The following is a 19562-nucleotide window of genomic DNA, read 5'->3' on the forward strand; positions in this document are numbered from 1 at the left end:
TCCCTCCGATGCTATTACTTGATGCCCGTCATGGCGATGCCGCTTACGAAAAAGCGTTGCGCGCAAATGTACGCGATAATCGTTGGCACGGACGCCAGAAGCAACCCCGTCATGACAAAGCTGTAATCTGTCCCATATTTACCGGCGAACAGAGCAATAGCCGCTTGGATTGGCCGGAATTGCTCTGAATTCGTGAGCAAGAGAGGATACAACAGATCATTCCAATTGCCCATGAAGATAAATACGCCGAGCGTCACAAAGGCAGGTTTGCAGAGCGGAAGCATGATTCTGAAGTAGATCCTGAACTCGTTCGCTCCGTCGATTCTTCCAGACTCCTCCAAGTCTCTCGGGAGAGTCAAGAAAAATTGACGCATCATGAAGATGCCGAAGGCATCCGCTGCTTTGGGAATAATCAGCCCCTGATAGGTGTCGATCATGCCTAGTTTATAGATAATGATGAACAGCGGCGTCATGATGACCTGAAACGGGATCATCATGGTACACAGAATGAGGATAAATAGCAGATTCCTTCCCTTGAACGGCAGTCTGGCGAACGCGTATCCGGCGAGCGAGTTCAGGAAAAGGGCGATAACTACCACGGAGCTCGAGAATATCAGCGAGTTTACGAAATACCTGGCGAAAGGAACTTCTGACCATATCTTCGTATACGTGCTGAAGTCATAGGTTAACGGCAGCAGCCGCTCCGGTGCGCCAAGCACATCCCCCATCGGCTTGACCGAAGTGCTCGCCATCCATACGAAAGGGAAGATCGTAGCCAGCGCAAGAATGGTCAAGAGAAGCAATACGACCCAACGGCCAGGATCAGCGCTTTGTCTTCTTCTCATCGTGGATTCCAAGTCCTTGTGCCCCCATCGTTATAAATTTTCCTCGGACTTCTGACCAACTCGCAGACTTACCAACGTGACAACGAGAATAATCAAGAAGAGCAAGATTGCGCTTGCGATGGCCGGTCCCATTTCGTTTGTCACAAATGCTTTCGTATAAATCAACTGCACGATCGTCTCCGTCTTATACATGGGTCCGCCCTTCGTTGTAACGTATACCTGGTCGAACACCTGAAATGATCCGATGATCGAAGTGATGACAACGAAAGCGATGGAGGGTGCAATGGAGGGCAGCGTAATACGAAAGAAAGTAGCGCTTCTTCCCGCCCCGTCGATTTCCGCTGCTTCGTACAGACTTTCGGGGACTCCTTGCAGCGCAGCGAGCAGTATCACCATCGTAAAACCGAAGCCTTTAAAGACACTTATCAGGATGATGGTCGGCATCGCCCAAGTGGGATCGTTGAACACGTCGACAACCGGCAATCCCAATTCACGCAGCAACGATGGAACGATACCGATGTTAAAGTCGAACATCATGGCCAGTGCCATGGCCACGATCGTCATCGAGCAGACGACAGGAAGAAAGTAAATGGTTCGGAAAACGATATTGAGACGAGATCGTTTATTGATCGCAACGGCCACCAGAATGCTGAGAATGATCTGCAAAGGGACGTTCCCGCACACGAAGTAGACCGTATTTTTCAAGCTGTTCCAAAACCGCTCATCATGAAGTACGGTTTCATAGTTGCCTAAGCCGATAAAACGGAAATTTTTCAGCATAATATCGAAGTCAAATAGGCTCGACAGCAGTGAGAACAAAAGTGGGACAATGACGAAAATCGTCATGACGGCCAAACTGGGCAAGATGAACAAATAACCGACGGCCGACTTATTCCAGGCCAATGCCTTCCACTTCATAAGCGTCTCCTTTCTCGGACAAAGGAAGCTGGAAGTCCGGGTATGCCCTCGGACCTCCCCTTCCTTTTTGCCGCGAACCGATTATCGTTCCGTCGCCAAAATTTTGTCGAGATCGGCCGATGCCTGATCCAAAGTGCTCTGAACGTCGGCTTTTTTCAGCAGAATCTGATCGAAATACTTTTGGAATACGTCAGACGTAATTTTATTAGAATTCACGATGCCTATCAGCCACGGCTGACCGATTTGAGCGGATTCCATGAACACTTTCAAATCCGGATTAGACTGAATAATCTCCGGATCCCCGGCAAGGTCGGTACGAATCGGAGGGAATCCGATTTTAATCGCCCATTCCTTCTGGGTATCCTTTTGGAACCACCATTGCGCAAATTTATAGACAGCGTTTTTAACGTTCTCGTCTTTCGCGCCTTTGCTTGTGAGGTGCATCGACAAACCGGCACCGAAAGTCACTTGCTTCTTAGGACCCGCCGGCATCAGTGCTACTCCGTAGTCCACCTTTGCTGCTTTGAATTGCGGCGACATCCAAGGGCCGTCGAACATCATGCCTAGCTTGCCGGAGGCGAACATTTTCAGATTGTCGGTATTCGGCGCTGGAGCGACTTTCTGATTCAATACAAGGTCCGCCCAATACTTAACTGCTTCGACAGCTTCAGGTTTGTTAATCATGGAGGTTTTGGTGTCGTAATCGATCACGTCGCCGCCATTTGCCCATATCAGTTGCGGAATGTACACCCATCCATCCGGTAAAGTCATGCCGTATTGGCCTTTCTTCGGATTCGTCATTTTCACAGCCCAGTCTGCCATCTCATCCCATGTTGTCGGCGGTTTCTCCGGATCGAGCCCAGCTTGTTTCGCCATATCCTTGTTGAAGTAAAGCGCATGGGCGAAATAATTCATCGGCATCCCGATAAAATGCCCTTTATAATGAATCAGTTTGTCGTAACCCTGCGGCAGCAGAGAAGTATCGATCATATTGTTCGAATAAAAGTCGTCGACAGGAGCGAGCACCCCAAGATCGGCATATTTGGCGATATTCTCAGGACCGAAGGCAATAAAGTCCGGACCTTGGCCTGATGCAGATGCTGTCGTCAACTTCTGATACAATACGCTCCAGTCCATGATCTCCATTTTCACTTCGACCTGATCCTGCGAGCTATTGAATTTCTTCACCAGCCCTTCCAGTACCGGGCGATCCGAGCCCCCAAACCCGTTCCAGAACGTAATAGTAACTTTTCCATGAGGAGCTGCGTTCCCTGAATCGCTTGACGCGCTCGCACTTGCGCTTGCGCTGCTGGAAGCTTTCGCATCCGGATTGGAGCTGGATGAATCGGTCTTGCCGCCGCACGCTGTAACAACCAGCAACAAAGTGCACAGTGCCGCAACCCAACCGCTCCGTTTCAATTTTTTCATGATACTGAACCCTCCCGTTTAATTAATGAAATCGCTTTCTTGCAACTTCAGTATAAGAGGGGCGAATACACCATTCCATACTAAGCTTAATATAAAAGTAAAGATATTATCGCTTTAATTAGTACAGTGCCGTGAGTTGTGATATTGTAATGCTAGTATAATAATGCACATATATTAGGAGAGATTTTTGATGAGTTCTCTGCCCCTGTACAAGCAGATTCAAAATCAACTTCGGGAACAAATCCTATCCGGGAAGCTTCGCCCCGGTGACCGCGTTCCTTCGGAGAAGGAATTATCGCATTTCTTCAAGGTGAGCCAAATCACCACTAAACAGGCGCTCGCCGCATTAGCTGACGAAAATATGGTTATACGGATTAAAGGCAAAGGAACGTTCGTCGCCGGTCGAAACGGAACGGATCTGCTCCACTCCATGCAATCAGGTCTTAAAGGGATCGTGGGCATTATTTTCCCTTCGATTCATATGCCCGTGGAAAGCTTACTGTTTTATTACATCCAAACTTTGCTTCATAGTAGAGGGTATCAAACGCTCATCCGAGTCACGGATGACAGGATGGACAAAGAAGTGGAAGCCATCCGGATGTTCCGGCTGTTCGGTGTCAGGGGGTATATCATTTTTCCTGCAATCGATGAAAATTACAATGAAGAAATCCTTCGTTTATCGCTGGATAAGTTTCCGCATGTCCTCGTGGACCGATATTTGCCGAACATCACAAGCAGCAGCGTCACGTCGGAAAATGTCGGGGGCACCGTCTTAATGCTTCAACATCTGCTGGATGCGGGATGCCGAAACATTGCGTTCTTAACGCAGCAAGACACAAATTCCAATACTCATGAACGGATAGCGGGATTCGAAAAAGCGTATACGGACCGGGATCTTCCTATCGATAAGAAGTTCTGGTTCTTCGTAGGCAACGGGCAAAGAAACGATGAAGTTACGATCACTCGGCTAAAACAGTTTTTCATGACGCACTCCGAAATCGAGGCAGTAGTAGCAGTGGATACGATAGTAGCCATGCTTGCCTACAGTGTATTGCAGGAAATGGGCCTCTCCGTACCGAACAAGATCAGGCTTGTTTCGTTTGATGATCCGAAATTGCCTTTCGTGCCGTTTATACAACAGGACACGGAAAGTATCGCGAAAAAAGCCGTCGATATACTCATCCATCAGATGGAGAAAAGTTATAGCATTGAGCGGGTCACTATTCCTGTACGGTTGGTTGATAATGTTAGATATCCGATGCCGGAATGATATTTTCCATGGAGAAAACTTTTAATAAAATAAGTGACCGCCGCTCCCTTTTCGAGAAGAACGGCGGTCACTTCATTCAATCTTCTTTGATTATCTGTAGGGCATGTCAATAAGCTGATATACGCGAAAAAAAATCAAAAAACAAAAAAAAAGACCCCCTCACGGGGGTCTTTCCTATCTTAAGAGCACTTGCTATATCCGCAGTTTCCGCAGGTCTTGCAACCTTCCACGTTCAGCAGCGAAGCCGAGCCGCAGGACGGACACAAATCTTTGGACTGGTATGGCTTATGCGTATGTCCGTGCACCGGGCCGGCCGTTTCGACGGTCGCCGCGATCGGCGACTCGGTGACGGCGTAATGCTCGGCGGCGGTGACGCCGGCATGCGTCTCGAGCGCTTGTGCGACGGCGTCCGCGATCGACTCGACGCGGTTCGGGCCGAAGCCGACGGCGCCGGATCCGCCGATGCCTTTGAGGTGCTTCACGAGCAGCTCGACTTTGTTGCCGTGGTCGCCGTACCGGAGGAACAGCGAGCAGACGCGGCCAAGCGCTTCCGCCATCGCGAACACGTCGGAGCCGGCTTTGCCGACGTTCAGGAAGATTTCACCCGGCGTGCCGTCGATGTCGTTGACCGTGATGTAGGCCATGCCGAACGGCGTGTTGTATTTGTAGGTCGCGCCGCGAAGCACTTTCGGGCGGGACTTGTATTGACGGTCGAAACCTTGTACTTGTGCCGGCGTGACTTTCGCGTTCAGCGCCGTGTTGAGCTCGCTGACGGCGGTCGTTTCGGCTGCTGCCGTAGCTGCAGGAGCAACAGCTTCCGCTGCCGGCTCTTCTTTCTTCTCTTCCTTCGCCGTGCTCAGGACTTGAACGTCGCGGCTTCCGTCGCGGTAGATCGTGACGCCTTTGCAACCGAGCTCGAATGCTTTCTCATACAGCTCTTTCGTCTCTTCGACCGTGAAGTCGGCCGGCGCGTTCGCCGTCTTGGAGATTGAGCTGTCGACCCAGCGCTGGATGGCGCCTTGCACGCGGATGTGGTCCATCGCGGACAGGCTCATCGAAGTGACGAACCATTCCGGCAGCTCTTCACCCGGATGCGCGTCCTGCCATTCCTGGGCGATCGGCACGAGCTGCTTGTCGAAGCCCAGACGGCTTTGACGGAAATATTCGAAGGCGAAGTACGGCTCGATACCGGTGGACGTGCCTACCATCGTACCCGTGGAGCCGGTCGGCGCCTGGGTGATGACGGTGACGTTGCGCATGCCGCGCTTGCTGACGGCTTCGCCGACTTCCGGATACACTTCGACCATGTTCTTCATGAAGCCGGATTGCAGGAACTTCTCGGCGTCGAACGCTTGGAAGGAACCTTTCTCGGCCGCGATTTCCGTGGAAGCTAGGTACGCTTCGCGTGCCATGAAGCCGTACAGCTTGTCGAGGAACTCCAGGGAGTCTTCGCTGCCGTAGCGGATTTCCAGACGGATCATCAGCTCGGCCAGGCCCATCGTGCCGAGGCCGACGCGGCGCTCGTTCTTCTGGTTGGCTTCGTTCTCCGGAAAATGGTACGGCGTCTTGTCGATGACGTTGTCCAGGAACCGCGTGGAGTAACGCACCGTTTTGCCCAGCTCGTCCCATGCGACGTCGTGTTTCTCTTCGTCATAGAACTTGGACAGGTTGATGGCGGACAGGTTGCAGACGCCCCATGCCGGCAGGCCTTGCTCACCGCACGGATTCGTGCAGATGATCGGGTTGAAGTACCAGCTGTTGGACATTTGGTTGTAGTATTCCATGAACACGACGCCCGGCTCCGCCGATTTCCAGGCGGACTCGATGATCGTATGCCATACTTCGCGGGCGCGGACGGTCTTGTAGTGGATGACGTTCTTGCCCGTCTTCTTCCACTTGTCGAGGTCGCCGTCCCAGATTTCGTTGTATTCCGGATCCTTGGTGTCCGGGAACACGAGATCCCATTCGAGGTCTTCCTTGACGGCTTTCATGAAGCCGTTGCTGACGCATACGGACAAGTTGGCGTTCGTCACCATGCCCGCCGTCTGCTTAACCGTGATGAAATCCATCAGGTCCGGATGCCAGTCGTTGATCATGAGCATCAGCGCGCCGCGGCGGCTGCCGCCTTGCTCGATGAGGCCGGTCGTGTAGCTGAACAGTCCGCCCCAGGAAACCGAGCCGCTCGAAGAACCGTTCACGCCTTGCACGATGGAGCGGCGAGGACGCAGCGAGGACAGATTGATGCCGACGCCGCCCCCGCGCGCCATGATTTCGGTCATTTCCGAGAGGGTTTCCATGATGCCGCCGCGGCTGTCATGCGGAGACGGAATCACATAGCAGTTGAACAACGTCAACTCTTCGCTTGCGCCTGCGCCTGCCGCGATCCGGCCGCCGGGAACGAGTTTCCAGTCGTCCAGCACCCAGCGGAATTTATCGGTCCATTCCTTCTGTTTCTCGGGAGAGGTTTCAACGGAAGCCATGGCGCCCGCAAGGCGGTCCCACATTTGCTCCGGCGTTTTCTCGATGGTCAGCGTGAGCTTCTCGACCGTGGACTCCACCAGGTCGCCGTTGCGAAGCTTCACGGTGACGTTGCGGCCTTCGCGCTTGACGACTTCGCCGACATCCTTAGCCGGGAACTTCGGATCGTCCTTGGTCAGTACGAGAACGACGTCTCCTACTTTCGTTGCGCTGGTGTCCGCGTTCTTCCACGCGTAACGATCCAAAAAAATCTTCTCGCTTAACCCTTCCAAACGCTTCGATTGCACCGTCTTCAACCCGGATCACTCTCCCGAAACCTTGATATGATTGATGTTTCATGAATTCGAGACTTTCATATGTCGTATGTAAATTGTACAACATATTGTGTACGAAAGCCATTATACTATACCACATATTGTGAAGCCATAGGACAAAAATCATAATTCCTCGAACCTTGTCAACCAAGCGCGAACGATCTCCTATTTTCTCCCTTTTGCTCTCTTTTTCGCGAACGTTTTGAATGCGCCCGTGATGCTCATACTAGTGGGGTAACTTTCCTATGACGAGGAGGACATGTCGTTGCTCACGCCCGTATCGAAGTCCGCCGGCATGCCGAACGGTGCCCCGCTGCCCCCCGCGGATCCCGCTTTCCCGAGCGCGGCCGCCGTCCCGGCGTCCGCCGAACCGCCCGCGAGAATGATCCATCCGCTGGTAGAGCTCTCGTTCGACCGCTCCGCCTTCGAAGAATTGGAACGCCGGACGGAGCGCAACGGCCCGTGGGACGATTGGACCTTGTACAAGCTCGCTTGGGAAGCGGAGGAGGCCTCTCTCGTCACCGATTTCCACGAGCTGCAGTGCCTGCGGGCGCTGCCCGCTTTCGAGCCGATGGCCCACCAGGTGGAGACGGCCCGCAAGGTGCTGCACGAAATGCACGGACGCGCCATCCTCGCGGACGAGGTCGGCCTGGGCAAAACGATCGAAGCCGGCTTGATCCTCAAAGAATATTGGGTCCGGGGACTCGTGAAAAAAGTGCTGATCCTGGTGCCCGCTTCCCTCGTGCTGCAATGGGTGCGGGAGCTCGGCCAGAAGTTCGACCTGCCCGCCGTCCCGCAGAAGAGGCTGCATTCCTGGCAGGCGGACATCGTCGTCGCTTCGATGGACACGGCCAAACGCGAGCCGAACCGTCAGCTCCTCCTGGATAACGAATACGACCTTCTCATCGTGGATGAGGCCCATAAATTGAAAAACAGGCGAACGAGCAACTACCAATTCGTCAACGAGCTCCGCAAAAAATATTGCCTGCTGCTGACCGCCACGCCCATTCAGAACGACATGAGCGAGCTTTATAACCTCATTACCCTGCTGAAGCCGGGACAGCTCGGAGAAGAGGGAGAATTCAATTCCAATTTCGTCAAAGGCCGCCGAGCCGCCAAAAACGAGGACAAGCTGCAGGAAAACCTCGGCCAGCTCATGATCCGCAACCGGCGCAGCGACGGAGGGGTGGAATTTACCAAGCGGTTCGTCACCAACGTGCCGCTGACTCTCTCCCCGGAGGAAATGGCGCTGTACGAGGGCGTAACCGACTATGTCAAACGCCATGCTTTCGCCGAGAACGGCGACCTCGCCAGCATGCTGTCCCTCGTCACTCTTCAACGCGAAGTATGCTCGAGCCGCGACGCCGTGTTCCTGACGCTCGTCAACCTGTTCAAGAAGACGCCGGAAGGCTCTCCGCTCCGCGCCCGGATCTGGGAGCTCGTCGAGCTGATCCGGGGCATCCAAGCGAACACCAAAGCGGAGAAAACGATGGAGCTCATCCGGCAAATGGACGACAAAGCCATCATTTTCACCGAGTACCGCCAAACGCAAGACTATCTGCTGCGCTTTCTCAAGGAACACGACATCCAGGCCGTCCCCTATCGCGGAGGCATGAACCGCGGACGCAAGGACTGGATGATGGACCTGTTCCGCAGGCGCGCGCAGGTCATGATCGCCACCGAAGCCGGCGGCGAAGGAATCAACCTTCAGTTCTGCCATAACATCATCAATTTCGACCTTCCGTGGAACCCGATGCGCGTCGAACAGCGGATCGGGCGCGTGCACCGCCTGGGACAGACGGAGGACGTCAAAATCTACAATTTGTGCACGCTCGGAACGATCGAAGAACATATCGTACACCTGCTCCATGAGAAAATCAATATGTTCGAATCGGTCATCGGAGAGCTGGACGAAATCCTCGAACGGCTCGAGATGGAAGAGTCCTGGGAGAAGAGAGTCGCGAAAATGGTGCTCGAGTCCTCCGACGGGGAAGATCTACGGCGCCGGCTGGACGGGCTCGGGGATTCGATGCTGGAAGCCCGGACCCAACCTACGAAAGGGGCTGCGACGTGAATCCGAAAAAAGTTCAGAAATTCGTGCTTTCTTATATAGAAGCGACGGGCTGCCACGTGATCGAGAAAAGCCCCTCCCACGTCACCGTGAAGCTGTCCCCCGAAGCCGACCGCGCGCTGACGGGGCGGCCATTCTATTGGAGTTTCATCGACAACACGGGAACCGTCCCGGAGACGATGACCTATTCCTGGATGTTCGGCAAATCCCCGCCTCCCGCTGCCGGCGTACCCTCCACCGTTCTCTCCTCGTTGATGACGACGGACGGCGGGCGGGTGATGCGGGAAGAAGTCTATTTCGGATCCCGCCGACTGACTCAACTGTTCGACGCCGTCCGTCAAGCCGGGCGCTGCGTCACCTTGTTCGAAGAGCCGCCGCGAGGCGTGCGCGATCCCTTAGGCTCGGCGCCATACACCGCCTGGCTGGGCGTGAATTTCAAAGCGGGCTTCGCCTGCGACATGAAACGGGAGGAGCTGTACGGCTGGGGCATTTCGCTGGCGACCGGGGTGATCGACGAACGGTTTTTCGACCGGCTGAAGGATACCCGGTTGACGCCCAAGCTTCCCGCGAACGTCCATCTGCTTAAGAACGGCTTGTCTTTGCGCAAAGCGATGACGCAACTCGAGAACGCGCTGGAACGCAAGCTGAAAGCCGCGGATTTTTCCTGGGCGGTGGAGGCGGAAAATCGGCGTCAGGAAGAACGAAATCGGATAAATCTCTATTACGGGCCGCAGCTCGACAGGGCCCTGGAGGATCCCGAGCAAACCGCCGCTCTGCAAACCCGGCTGAAGCAACGGGAGGAAGAGATCGACTGGCAGTACCGGCCGCGCGTCGAAGTGTCGGTCGTAAACTGCGGCATTTTCCATCTTCCGGGGATCCATTAACGGCCTTCGCCCGCTATCCCGGCGGTTCGCGAAATTCCGGCAAAAACAGAACCGGAAGCCGCGGCGAACCCTGACAGGAAGAAACAGTATTCGGCGGGGCTTGTCCCTTACAATGAACCTGTCCGACCTCCAGGAACGACAAATTCAACCCAAGCAGGTGAACTTGAATGAAGGATCCCGCTGCCAAACGTTCCCCTTATCGCATTTTCTTTATCGTTACTTTATTGTTCCTGTTCGCATCCATCCCTTTGCTGACGGCCTCTTCGTCCGCTGAGACCGAAGCGTCGGCTGCGCCTCCCTCCAAGCTGGAGCAGCAAGTCCTGGTTTGGGCGGCGGCCTTGTCGTCGCAGAAGTCCTTTGCGGCATGGAAAGGCGCCGTACCGGATATTCAGGCGCTCGGTCCGGGTACGCACGGATGGCTGGCCTTCATGATGAAAGACGGGAAAACGGTCGGCTACCTGGTCGTTCACGCCGCGGCCGACGGCACGTTCCGTCTTGGGGAGTATGGCACCGGAGAGGACGCGCTTTTCTCCCCTGCCGTTCTGGAGAAATCCTTGACCGAAAATGGACTCATCGCCTCGAAGGACGAGCCCTATACCGCGGTCCGCCATTATTTCAATCCCTTCGCCTCATCTTGGGAAGTGACGATCGGCCAAGATACGTATTGGCTCGACGCCAAAACAGGCGAAATCCTGCCCTTCGACCGCCCGGCCTGGGAGAAGGCATTGCCTTCGGTCCGTCCCCTCGATCCGGCGGTCTTATCCGGAGCGGAAGGTTTGGGAATCGGCATCGCGAACGTCTGGACGAATGAATCTTTCGATGCTTACGAAACCCTGCCCTGGCTGACCGGAAAAGCGCCTTTTGCCGTCGCCGACAACGGCAAAGAGGTGCAGAACCGCCTCCGCGGCGGCCTGCACCTCCGATATGTGTCCGAGCCTTATGGCGACGCCGCTCTCTACGCCTTGCCCGTGATCGGGTTCCAGTCGTGGTCCGGCGGACGGCTTGATCTTGCGCTCGACATGCAAGGAAACCGTTATATCCCACTGGCATCCTTGCTCCAATTCGGCCGTTTCTACGAGTAGTCCGCGTGCTCGGTGAGGTTGTGCATGTCCTGCATTTCCGATCCGGAATGCGCTGCTTTGCGCCCGTTCCACCAAATGCCGAGCCCGACCGGCAGCAGCTGGCCGAACCAGCGGCTCACCCACGGCTCCCGTTTCTGCCGGCGCTCCCGGCGGATCTCGGGAGTTTTCGGCGTTTCCCAATAACTCACGACGCGTTCGGTCACGTACTTCAGGTAATCGGCGCCATCGCTCATGCGTTCCGCCTCCTTCTCTTATGGCCCTAGTTTGCCCCGTTCCCCCGGGATTCAAACGCCGTATGACGGGAACCGTTTGGTGCCACGCTACGGAGAGGACCTCGAAGGAAAGAAGGAACTCACGATGCGCCCCACGTTACTCGTTATGCTCCTTATCGCCGTGCTGGCCGGTTCAACCGGCTGGTCCGCGCCGCAGGGGCCGGTGGAAACCGCAGCCGATGCCGTGCCGCCGGACATCCTTCGGGCCATTCCGTCTGCAGACGTCATCATCGATGCGGGCCACGGCGGCATCGACGGAGGCACCCACTTCGGCGACGTGAAGGAGAGCAACATCAATCTGGCCATCGGCCGGAAGCTATATTTGCTGCTGAGAAGCCGGGGCGTTCGCGCAGTGCTTAACCGGACGGGCGATTACGCGCTCAGCGACGAGAATCGGTGGCACGTGACGCGCTCCCGCCACCGCAAGGATTTATCCCAGCGCCGCGGCCTTTCCGACGAGATCGATGCCCGCATGCTGGTCAGTCTCCATGCCAATTGGTCTCCTCGGGGAGGCGGAAACGGTCCCATCGTCCTCTATCGGAAGGACGACGGCCGAGGCGCGCTGCTGGCGTTTTTCCTGCAGGACAGCTTGAACCGTCAGCAGGGGAAGCGCAACCGCACCAAGCCCGCTAAACGCTTCTACCTGCTCAATACGGTGAAAGTGCCCAGCGTGATCGTCGAAACGGGATTCCTCAGCGATCCCGGCGATCGCGCGATGCTGACCTCTCCGCGCGGCCAAACCCGGATTGCCGAAGCGATGACGGCGGCGATCCTGGCTTACCGCTGCTTGGATCCCTGAGCCCGGCTGGCCGCGGGAAGCAATTCCGACAGGCGGACGAAGCTGGCTTCGGACTGCAGGGCGGGAATGGCGTTTTTGAGTTCGCCTGAGGTGATGAGCCCCGGAGCGCCGACGTGGCCGATCACGACGCACGAATCCCGTTTCTTGAGCTCCTGCCGGAGCACCGCGATTTGGCGCGATACATGGCGGCGGGTATAGATGTCATCCAGGAAAACGTCGTTCTGCAGCAAAGGTACGCCAAGCTCCCGTGCCACCTTCGGAACGACCGTTTTCCATGACGTGCGGCTGTCCAGGAAGAACAGACCTTTCTCTTTGCATACCTGCAGGACGATCCGCATGACCCGTTCATCCGAGGTGGCGCGGGATCCCATATGGTTGTTCATGCCGATGGCGTAAGGCACGTCGGCGATCGCCGCCTCGACCCGCCGCCGGATTTCATCATCCGGCAAGCTGGTCAAGATCGCCCCCGGACCGAGCCAGCTCGCTTTGCCGCGGATCGGCTCCATCGGCAGGTGAACGATAATATCATGACCCATGGCGTGAGCCATTTCCGCATCTTTGTGCGTGGACGGAAGAAACGGCATGACCGCGGCCGTGAATTTGACCGGCAGGTTCAGCATTTCCTCCGTGCCCTTCCCCCCGTTGCCGAAATCGTCGATCACGATAGCGATATGGCGCTGGGGAGCGGGCGCTCCCGGAAGATCCGAAGCCGGCGGAAGAGGATGCGCGGCGGCCGACCCCAAGGCGAAGGCCGATCCAAGCGCAGCGGCGAGCATCATGGAACACATTTTGAGCAAACGACAACGACTCCTTCCGTGATGTCAAACTCGACGTTCCCGTCTCTCCTATTGTTTCCATGAAGCGCCAAAAACCAACCTCCCGGCCGTGACGGCCGGGAGGTCGGTTTCGTTTACCGCTGCCGGCTTTACGGATTAATATCCGAGAGCCTTGCGGGCAGCCGCCCATTTTTTGTTCAGCTTGTCGTACTCGGCTTTCAAGTCTTTGGCGACGATCAGGCTTTGCGTCGTCTTGCCGACGTACAGGTCGATTTCCGCTTTGTTGGCGATATCGTTGAACTTCGGATCCGTGGCTTGCTCTTCGAGCAGCGTCGGGTTGTAGCTCTTGAATTCGGCCAGCTGCGGGGATTCCGGCGTTTTCGTTTTGTCGATCGGCATGAAGCCGGAGTCCGTATCATAACCGGATTCTTTGACGAAGAAGTTCACCCAAGCCATGGCCAGTTCTTTGTTTTTGCTGTCTTTGTTGACGCCGATGAAGTAGTCGCCGCCCAACGGAGCGTTGTATTTGCCGCTGTTGTCGTAAGGGAGCGGGAAGAAACCGATGTCTTCGGATTTCGCGCCTGCGCCGATGACTTGCGGGATAACCCAGTTGCCCAGGAAGTACATGGCGGCTTTGCCGGATGCGACTTCGCCTTTGGACATTTCCCAGTTGTTCGTCGCGAGGTCTTTTTCGACCCAGCCCTTCTGAACGAAGGTGCGGGCGATGTTCATCAGCTTGCCCCACGGGCCGTCCACTTGGAACGGAGCGTCGTCGGTCACGTACTTGTCGAACAGCTTCATGTCGCCGGCCACGTATTTAACGGAGCCTTCCGCCCAGTTGCCGATCGGCCATTGCGCGCCGTAGTTCATGTACAGCGGGATGATGCCGGCGTCTTTCAGTTTCTGAGCGTCGGCATACAGTTCGTCAAGCGTCGTCGGCGCTTTGTCGATGCCGGCATTCTTGAACGCTTGCTTGTTGTACACGATGCCTTGCGTGTTGACGCCCGTAGCGATACCGTAGCGCTTGCCTTCGAAGGCTTTCATGTCCGGGAAGTATACGTTGTCGAACATGGAGTCCGGAAGCGGCTCGTAGTATTTGGACAGCTCGTTGTTGCCCAGGCTCGCGTCAAGCATGTTGACGTCGCCCGCTTCGCCCGTCGTCAGACGGACTTTGATGTCGGCCGCGTAGTTCGTCAAAGCTTCGAACTCGATTTCGGCGTTCGGGTATTTTTCCTTGAATTTCGCGACGTATCTATCCATCGTGCCGTCGTTGACCAAGTCCGTACGGTGGGTCAATACTTTGATTTTGCCGCCGACTTCCGAAGCCGGGCTTTCGCCTGCGCTTGCCGAAGCGGATGCGGACGGTGCCGAAGCCGAAGGAGAAGCTGCCCCTTCGTTGTCGTTGTTTTTGCCGCCGCATGCGGCCAGGATCGAAACGACCAGCATGAGAACGAGAGCGACTAACGAATTTTTCTTCATACCCTTTATACCCCCAACGCTTGTTTTGGCGAGCTTTACGGTCTGTTTGAAAGCCGCTTGGCATCGCTTACATTCTTCATTATAGTTTTTTTGTTGCTTATGAAAATGCTTTAAATTTGTTTTTATTGTCGTTTATTATGATAACAAATAAATAGTTTTAGGTTACAAACAAACCGTTTTGTTATGTAGCTCCATACCTCCTCTCCTCCATTATGACCGAAGAAAAGGCTGCCCCATAAGGGACAGCCTTTTTCCAAATTCGTCCACCTGCATTAGTCCAGCAAGAATGCGTATTCCGGCCGCTTCATCCGTTCCAGGTTGCGCGAGATCAGTTCGTGCCGCTGTTCGACGCAAGCGCGGGAGCGAAGCGGATCCTCCGGAGTGTTCATGCAGTAGTCGACCAGCTTCTCGACCGTCGTCGAGGCGACGTGCATGCGCGTATCGGACGAAGCGTAGTAGATGTACAACTCGCCGTTCTCCCGCGCGATGACGCCGTTGCAGAATACGACGTTCGAGACGTCGCCGACACGCTCGATGCCTTCCGGAGCGATCAGATGGCCTCCGGGAGCATACGTAACGCGGTGAGGATCGCTCAGATCGGTCATGAACGCATACAGCACGTAACGAAGGCCGGCAGCGGTATTGCGGACGCCGTGAGCAACATGCAGCCAGCCCTGAGGCGTTTTGATCGGCGCGGGGCCTTGGCCGTTTTTGACTTCCTTGATCGTGTGGTACTTCTTCTCGTCCACGATCGTCTCATGTTCGATGACCGCCGGGTTCATGCTGTCGGACAATCCCCAACCGATGCCGCCGCCGGCGCCCGTGTCGATGAACCCGTCCTGCGGGCGGGTGTAGAACGCGTACTTGCCGTTCACGAACTCCGGATGCAGCACGACGTTGCGTTGCTGGGGAGACGGCGTCCTCAGGTCCGGCAGGCGCTCCCACGTCTTCAGGTCCTTCGTCCGGGCGATGCCGCCCTGGGCGACCGCGCTGGACGTATCCGACGGCGGCGCGTCCGGATCCTTGCGCTCGGAGCAGAACAAACCGTAGATATAGCCGTCTTCGTGCTTGACCAAACGCATGTCGTACACGTTGATGTCCGGATCTTCGGTTTCCGGCATCAGCACCGGGTAATCCCAGAAGCGGAAGCCTTCCGTCGGGCTGTCGCTCTCCGCCACCGCGAAGAAAGATTTGCGGTCGACGCCTTCCACGCGGGCCATCAGGTGAAACTTCCCGTTCAGCTCGATGGCGCCCGCGTTGAATGCCGCATTGACGCCGATCCGCTCCATCAGAAACGGATTCGTCTCCGGGTTCAGGTCGTAACGCCAATGCAGCGGGGCGTGCTCGTTCGTCAGCACCGGGAACTCATGGCGTCGGTATTGTCCGTTGCCGTGCGCAACGGGCGGGTTCGGCCGCTTGAGCAGTGCCTTGTGTTCTTCCGCCAGTTGGCGCAGGCGAGTCATGAAATCGCTCATCGTTCTACATTCTCCTTTGACGTCAGATGCTTTAGCCGCTCCAGTCCTTCAAAGCAAGCCCGGCTATTATGGTAAGGGCACTTCCACGGATCCACTTTCGCCCGGTCGGTTGCCGGGACGCCTTGACGGGATACTTGCCAATGCCATTCGCCGAATTCACGGTCGACGATGTATTCCTTGATGAACGACCAGCTGGCTTCCGCCGCTTTGAGGAAGCGCTCGTCTCCCGACAACTGGTATGCGTTCAGGAAGCCGACCATCGCTTCCGCCTGCGGCCACCAATCCTTCGTATCGTCGAGATGGCCCGCACCGTCGGATTCGTTCAGCACAGCGCCGTCGGGGTCCATGCCTTCGCGAAGCGTCGAATCCGCCATCGCCAATGCTTCCTTGCGGACGCGCGCGAGCCTTTCCGGATCGCCCAACACTTCTGCGGCTTCGCATAGCAGCCAGCTTCCTTCAATATCGTGGCCATACGAAACATGGCCGGTCTTCGATACCCACTCGTCGTCGAAGAAGAGCAGGAAGTGATGGTTCGACGAATCCACGATATGATCCAAATGGACGTCGATCAGTTCCGCCAGCTTGGCACGCAGGCCGGCCGGCTTCCAAACGCGGTACAGATTCGTGTAGGCTTCCAGCACGTGAAGATGGGTGTTCATCGATTTGCGTTCGTTCAGGTCTTTACCGCTGAGCGACAGGTCGTCCGTCTCCCGCCAGTCGCGCGCCAGCGCTTCGACATACCCGAGGTGTACGGGATCGTAAGCGTATTTCTCGAGCAGACGGTAAATCTCTTCCGCCCAAGCCAAAGCTTCTTCCGAACGGGGGCCGCCCGCGCGGACGTACTCGGACAGCGCGTAAATCACGAAGGCTTGACCGTACACTTGCTTCTTGTCCTGCGACGGACGGCCTTGGTAGTCCACCATCCAGAACAGTCCGCCGTGCTCGCGGTCCCGGAACCATTCATCCAGCGCCTTGTAAGCCCGCTCCGCCATTTCCAGATATACCTCGTCTCCGTAAGCCCGGTACGCCGAGGAGAATGACCAGAGGATCCGCGCGTTCAGCACGAGCCCTTTGTCGGCTTCCTTGACGACGGTCATGTCGCTTCGGATTTCGCCGACGAAGCCGCCGTTCTCATCGTCTTTCGCGTGGCGGATCCAGAAGCCCAAAATGTTATCCTTCAGCTCTTGCTCCAGCTCGGTGCGCCAGCGTCCCGCGTTCGCGATCGCGCTCATCGTGCTCCACCCGCTTCCCGCGCCGCCGTCAGGCGGGATTGATAAAACTTCCTGACCGTCTCCTCCGCCTTCTTGCCGTACATGCAGTAGTCGTCATTAGACGCTGCATCTTCCTTGGCGTACAACTTGGCCGGCCAATCCCAAAGCACGTACCCTTGCATCCACTCTCGCTTGGAGCAGGCCGCGAACATTTCCTCGTACCAGGAGGCTTGCTCTTCCTCGTTCGCCGAGCCTCCCCAGGACCAGTCGTTCGGCTTCCCGCTCGACCCGGTCCGGCTCGGACAGCCCGTTTCCATGAAGAAGAACGGCTTGTTCCACCTCTTCACGGCGGCTTCGATCCGATCCAGCTGTTGTTCCCATTGTCCGGTCGGGTAGTATCCGCTGGAGGAAATGACGTCGACCGCATCCCACCACGTGACTCGTTCCTCTTGATACTTATCGCAGTTGTACGTGATGACGCCTTTGTAAACTTGCCGGACTTGTGCGATCAGAGCGCGCCACTCCGCTTCCCGGCTGTCCGCCTGCACCATCTCGCAGCCGACGCAAAACATCTCGCAGCCTTCTTCTTCGGCGATCTTGGCATAGTGAAGAATGAATTCTCCGTAGGACTTGAACCATTGCGCCCAACTCGGTTCGCCCGGAACCTCCTGCTGGAAGAAAGCGATATGCGCGCGCCACGTGCCGTTCGCGACGTTCACCACGGGCTTGAGGCACACTTTCAAGCCGAGTTCCTTGGAACGCCGGATCGCCCAGCGCGTTTCCTCGTCGGTTACCGTCGGAGCCTCGCGGAACGGAATCTCGGTCGATTGCGGCGTCGCTTGTTCGGCCGCCAAAGCAAGCGCCACCCAATTCACGCCTAGCTCTTTCATCTGCTGCAAGGAAAAATCCGCTTCGGAGCCGCCCCAGGTACCGCGGACGCCCGTCCACCCCCAGGTCATGCCGTTTACGGACTCGGACCATACGTTTGCCATGTTGTCACACCCTCCGTAAGCTAACAAAAATATTTGTTATCATTTTGTTTCTAAAGTTATATAACAATTACAAATGAATTGTATCACTCGCCTCGTGAAAGTCAACGGTTTTTCATCTTTTCATTTTGCCGGAAATGCGCGCAAAAAAAGCCCGCAGAAACTGCGGGCCTCCTAAGAAAAGGTCAATATGATTACGGTGCCGCAGACGCGGATTGCCGAAGCAGGAAGTCTCCGGCCAGCAGGATTTTCTCCTTCGGGCTGTCCGGATTTTCGATGCGCCACAACAAGGTTTCCACGGCCCGGTGGCCGAGCGCTTCCTTGTTGACGTGAACGGTGCTGAGCGTCGGCTGGGACAGCGCGGCGTCGTCGATGTTGTCGAAGCCGGTCACGGACACTTGCCCGGGCACGTCGATCCCCATTTTCATCAGCACGGTCATGACGCAAATCGCGATCGAATCGTTCGCGCAGACGAACGCGCTCGGCATGGCGCCCCGGTCCGCCAGGTCGCGGAATACCGGCTCCAGGCCCTCGGTCATCTCCGAGCGGTTGAGCCCTTCGAACTCCAGCAGCCTCGGATCCTGTTCGAGAGGGACATTGTGCTCCTCGAGCATCGAGCGGAAACCGAGCCAGCGGTCCTGGAAGCTCCGGGCAAACCGGATGTTCCCGACGAACTGCAGGCTCCGGTGGCCGTGCCCGAGCAAGTAGTTGGTCACCCGGCGCACGCATTCGTAATTGTTCATGAACAGCGCGTCGGACGGGATGAGCGGATCCTCGTGATCCACGAGCACGAAAGGAATGCCCAGATTCCGGACCTCCAGCAGCAGCTGGTTCGAGATCAGGCCGACGCCCACCAATCCGAGCACTGCTTCGGGATTGATCAGTTGCGAGAAGTTGTCCGTGATTTGCTCCGTCACGATCATCATGCCGAGGTGGTGCTCTTCCAGGCTCCCCGTGATTCCGTCGATGATCCGGCCCCAATAAACCGATTGCCTCGTCTGATACCTAACGTTAGGAATCAACACGATAATGGTGTTGCGGCTGCCGGACTGCGATTTGCTAGCGGACGTTCGGCCGGACGGCGCCTTGTTGCGCTTCTGCGCGAAATAGCCGAGCTGCGTGGCCGCGTGAATGATTTTCTCCCGGGTGTCCGGGCTGACGCCCGACTTGCCCGACAACGCTTTGGATACCGCGAATTTGGAAACGCCGACGTGGTCGGCGATTTGCTGCATCGTTACTTTTTTCGACATTCGGGCTTTCACTCCGCTCCG

The 19562-nt window shown here is 56.3% G+C and carries 16 protein-coding genes; 5 read left to right on the forward strand and 11 right to left on the reverse strand.

Features of this window, described 5'->3' with window-relative positions; all coding sequences use genetic code 11:
• Window positions 1–14 precede the first annotated feature (14 nt).
• The 3 genes from EAV92_RS11170 to EAV92_RS11180 form a co-directional block, all read right to left on the reverse strand.
• Entirely contained in the window at window positions 15–857 is an 843-nt protein-coding gene (locus EAV92_RS11170) for a carbohydrate ABC transporter permease (protein ID WP_123041160.1), read from the reverse strand.
• Between the two features lie 18 nt (window positions 858–875).
• Window positions 876–1763, reverse strand: a complete 888-nt coding sequence (locus tag EAV92_RS11175; RefSeq protein WP_123041161.1) for a carbohydrate ABC transporter permease — start codon at window positions 1761–1763, stop codon at window positions 876–878.
• 81 nt (window positions 1764–1844) lie between these two features.
• Window positions 1845–3191: an ABC transporter substrate-binding protein gene (locus EAV92_RS11180; RefSeq protein WP_123041162.1), complete on the reverse strand. Its 1347-nt coding sequence runs from the start codon at window positions 3189–3191 to the stop codon at window positions 1845–1847.
• Window positions 3192–3381: 190 nt separating this feature from the next.
• On the opposite strand from EAV92_RS11180, the gene EAV92_RS11185 reads away from it, so the two are divergent.
• Window positions 3382–4461, forward strand: coding sequence for a GntR family transcriptional regulator (locus EAV92_RS11185; RefSeq protein ID WP_123041163.1), 1080 nt, complete (start codon window positions 3382–3384; stop codon window positions 4459–4461).
• A gap of 179 nt (window positions 4462–4640) precedes the next feature.
• On the opposite strand, the gene EAV92_RS11190 is transcribed toward EAV92_RS11185, so the two are convergent.
• Window positions 4641–7235, reverse strand: a complete 2595-nt coding sequence (locus EAV92_RS11190; protein ID WP_123041164.1) for an adenosylcobalamin-dependent ribonucleoside-diphosphate reductase — start codon at window positions 7233–7235, stop codon at window positions 4641–4643.
• Between the two features lie 400 nt (window positions 7236–7635).
• On the opposite strand from EAV92_RS11190, the gene EAV92_RS11195 reads away from it, so the two are divergent.
• From EAV92_RS11195 to EAV92_RS11205, 3 genes are all read left to right on the forward strand, one after another.
• The gene (locus EAV92_RS11195) at window positions 7636–9327 is read left to right on the forward strand and encodes a DEAD/DEAH box helicase (protein WP_241158554.1); all 1692 of its coding nucleotides are present in this window, start codon (window positions 7636–7638) and stop codon (window positions 9325–9327) included.
• Entirely contained in the window at window positions 9324–10208 is an 885-nt protein-coding gene (locus EAV92_RS11200) for a YqhG family protein (protein ID WP_123041165.1), read from the forward strand. The genes EAV92_RS11195 and EAV92_RS11200 overlap by 4 nt, the downstream gene beginning before the upstream one ends.
• A 167-nt stretch (window positions 10209–10375) precedes the next feature.
• The gene (locus EAV92_RS11205; RefSeq protein WP_123041166.1) at window positions 10376–11290 is read left to right on the forward strand and encodes a hypothetical protein; all 915 of its coding nucleotides are present in this window, start codon (window positions 10376–10378) and stop codon (window positions 11288–11290) included.
• On the opposite strand, the gene EAV92_RS11210 is transcribed toward EAV92_RS11205, so the two are convergent.
• Window positions 11281–11523, reverse strand: a complete 243-nt coding sequence (locus EAV92_RS11210) for a YqzE family protein (protein WP_123041167.1) — start codon at window positions 11521–11523, stop codon at window positions 11281–11283. The two genes, EAV92_RS11205 and EAV92_RS11210, sit on opposite strands and share 10 nt — an antisense overlap.
• Before the next feature lie 124 nt (window positions 11524–11647).
• On the opposite strand from EAV92_RS11210, the gene EAV92_RS11215 reads away from it, so the two are divergent.
• Window positions 11648–12361 (forward strand): N-acetylmuramoyl-L-alanine amidase family protein, encoded by a 714-nt coding sequence (locus EAV92_RS11215; RefSeq protein ID WP_123041168.1) that lies wholly within the window; start codon window positions 11648–11650, stop codon window positions 12359–12361.
• On the opposite strand, the gene EAV92_RS11220 is transcribed toward EAV92_RS11215, so the two are convergent.
• The 6 genes from EAV92_RS11220 to EAV92_RS11245 all read right to left on the reverse strand — a co-directional run bounded on the left by EAV92_RS11220 (window position 12340) and on the right by EAV92_RS11245 (window position 19541).
• Window positions 12340–13149: a divergent polysaccharide deacetylase family protein gene (locus tag EAV92_RS11220; protein ID WP_123043690.1), complete on the reverse strand. Its 810-nt coding sequence runs from the start codon at window positions 13147–13149 to the stop codon at window positions 12340–12342. The genes EAV92_RS11215 and EAV92_RS11220 overlap by 22 nt on opposite strands.
• Before the next feature lie 144 nt (window positions 13150–13293).
• A complete protein-coding gene (locus tag EAV92_RS11225) occupies window positions 13294–14616 on the reverse strand; it encodes an ABC transporter substrate-binding protein (protein WP_123041169.1) in 1323 nt (440 codons plus the stop codon).
• Window positions 14617–14888: 272 nt separating this feature from the next.
• Window positions 14889–16091, reverse strand: coding sequence for a glycoside hydrolase family 130 protein (locus EAV92_RS11230; protein WP_123041170.1), 1203 nt, complete (start codon window positions 16089–16091; stop codon window positions 14889–14891).
• A complete protein-coding gene (locus EAV92_RS11235) occupies window positions 16088–17323 on the reverse strand; it encodes an AGE family epimerase/isomerase (RefSeq protein WP_123041171.1) in 1236 nt (411 codons plus the stop codon). The genes EAV92_RS11230 and EAV92_RS11235 overlap by 4 nt, the downstream gene beginning before the upstream one ends.
• A complete protein-coding gene (locus tag EAV92_RS11240) occupies window positions 17320–18294 on the reverse strand; it encodes a glycoside hydrolase family 113 (protein WP_123041172.1) in 975 nt (324 codons plus the stop codon). The genes EAV92_RS11235 and EAV92_RS11240 overlap by 4 nt, the downstream gene beginning before the upstream one ends.
• A 191-nt stretch (window positions 18295–18485) precedes the next feature.
• Window positions 18486–19541 carry a LacI family DNA-binding transcriptional regulator gene (locus EAV92_RS11245; protein ID WP_123041173.1) on the reverse strand — a complete coding sequence of 352 codons (1056 nt, stop codon included), beginning with the start codon at window positions 19539–19541 and terminating at the stop codon, window positions 18486–18488.
• Window positions 19542–19562 lie beyond the last annotated feature (21 nt).

The organism is Cohnella candidum (assembly GCF_003713065.1).
Lineage (GTDB): Bacteria > Bacillota > Bacilli > Paenibacillales > Paenibacillaceae > Cohnella > Cohnella candidum.

Coding starts and splice junctions, on each gene's coding strand:
- EAV92_RS11175 (WP_123041161.1), bottom strand. CDS start 1,763: ATGAAGTGGAAGGCATTGGCCTGGAATAAGTCGGCCGTCGGTTATTTG.
- EAV92_RS11180 (WP_123041162.1), bottom strand. CDS start 3,191: ATGAAAAAATTGAAACGGAGCGGTTGGGTTGCGGCACTGTGCACTTTG.
- EAV92_RS11185 (WP_123041163.1), top strand. CDS start 3,382: ATGAGTTCTCTGCCCCTGTACAAGCAGATTCAAAATCAACTTCGGGAA.
- EAV92_RS11195 (WP_241158554.1), top strand. CDS start 7,636: ATGATCCATCCGCTGGTAGAGCTCTCGTTCGACCGCTCCGCCTTCGAA.
- EAV92_RS11205 (WP_123041166.1), top strand. CDS start 10,376: ATGAAGGATCCCGCTGCCAAACGTTCCCCTTATCGCATTTTCTTTATC.
- EAV92_RS11210 (WP_123041167.1), bottom strand. CDS start 11,523: ATGAGCGATGGCGCCGATTACCTGAAGTACGTGACCGAACGCGTCGTG.
- EAV92_RS11215 (WP_123041168.1), top strand. CDS start 11,648: ATGCGCCCCACGTTACTCGTTATGCTCCTTATCGCCGTGCTGGCCGGT.
- EAV92_RS11220 (WP_123043690.1), bottom strand. CDS start 13,149: ATGTGTTCCATGATGCTCGCCGCTGCGCTTGGATCGGCCTTCGCCTTG.
- EAV92_RS11225 (WP_123041169.1), bottom strand. CDS start 14,616: ATGAAGAAAAATTCGTTAGTCGCTCTCGTTCTCATGCTGGTCGTTTCG.
- EAV92_RS11230 (WP_123041170.1), bottom strand. CDS start 16,091: ATGAGCGATTTCATGACTCGCCTGCGCCAACTGGCGGAAGAACACAAG.
- EAV92_RS11235 (WP_123041171.1), bottom strand. CDS start 17,323: ATGAGCGCGATCGCGAACGCGGGACGCTGGCGCACCGAGCTGGAGCAA.
- EAV92_RS11240 (WP_123041172.1), bottom strand. CDS start 18,294: ATGGCAAACGTATGGTCCGAGTCCGTAAACGGCATGACCTGGGGGTGG.
- EAV92_RS11245 (WP_123041173.1), bottom strand. CDS start 19,541: ATGTCGAAAAAAGTAACGATGCAGCAAATCGCCGACCACGTCGGCGTT.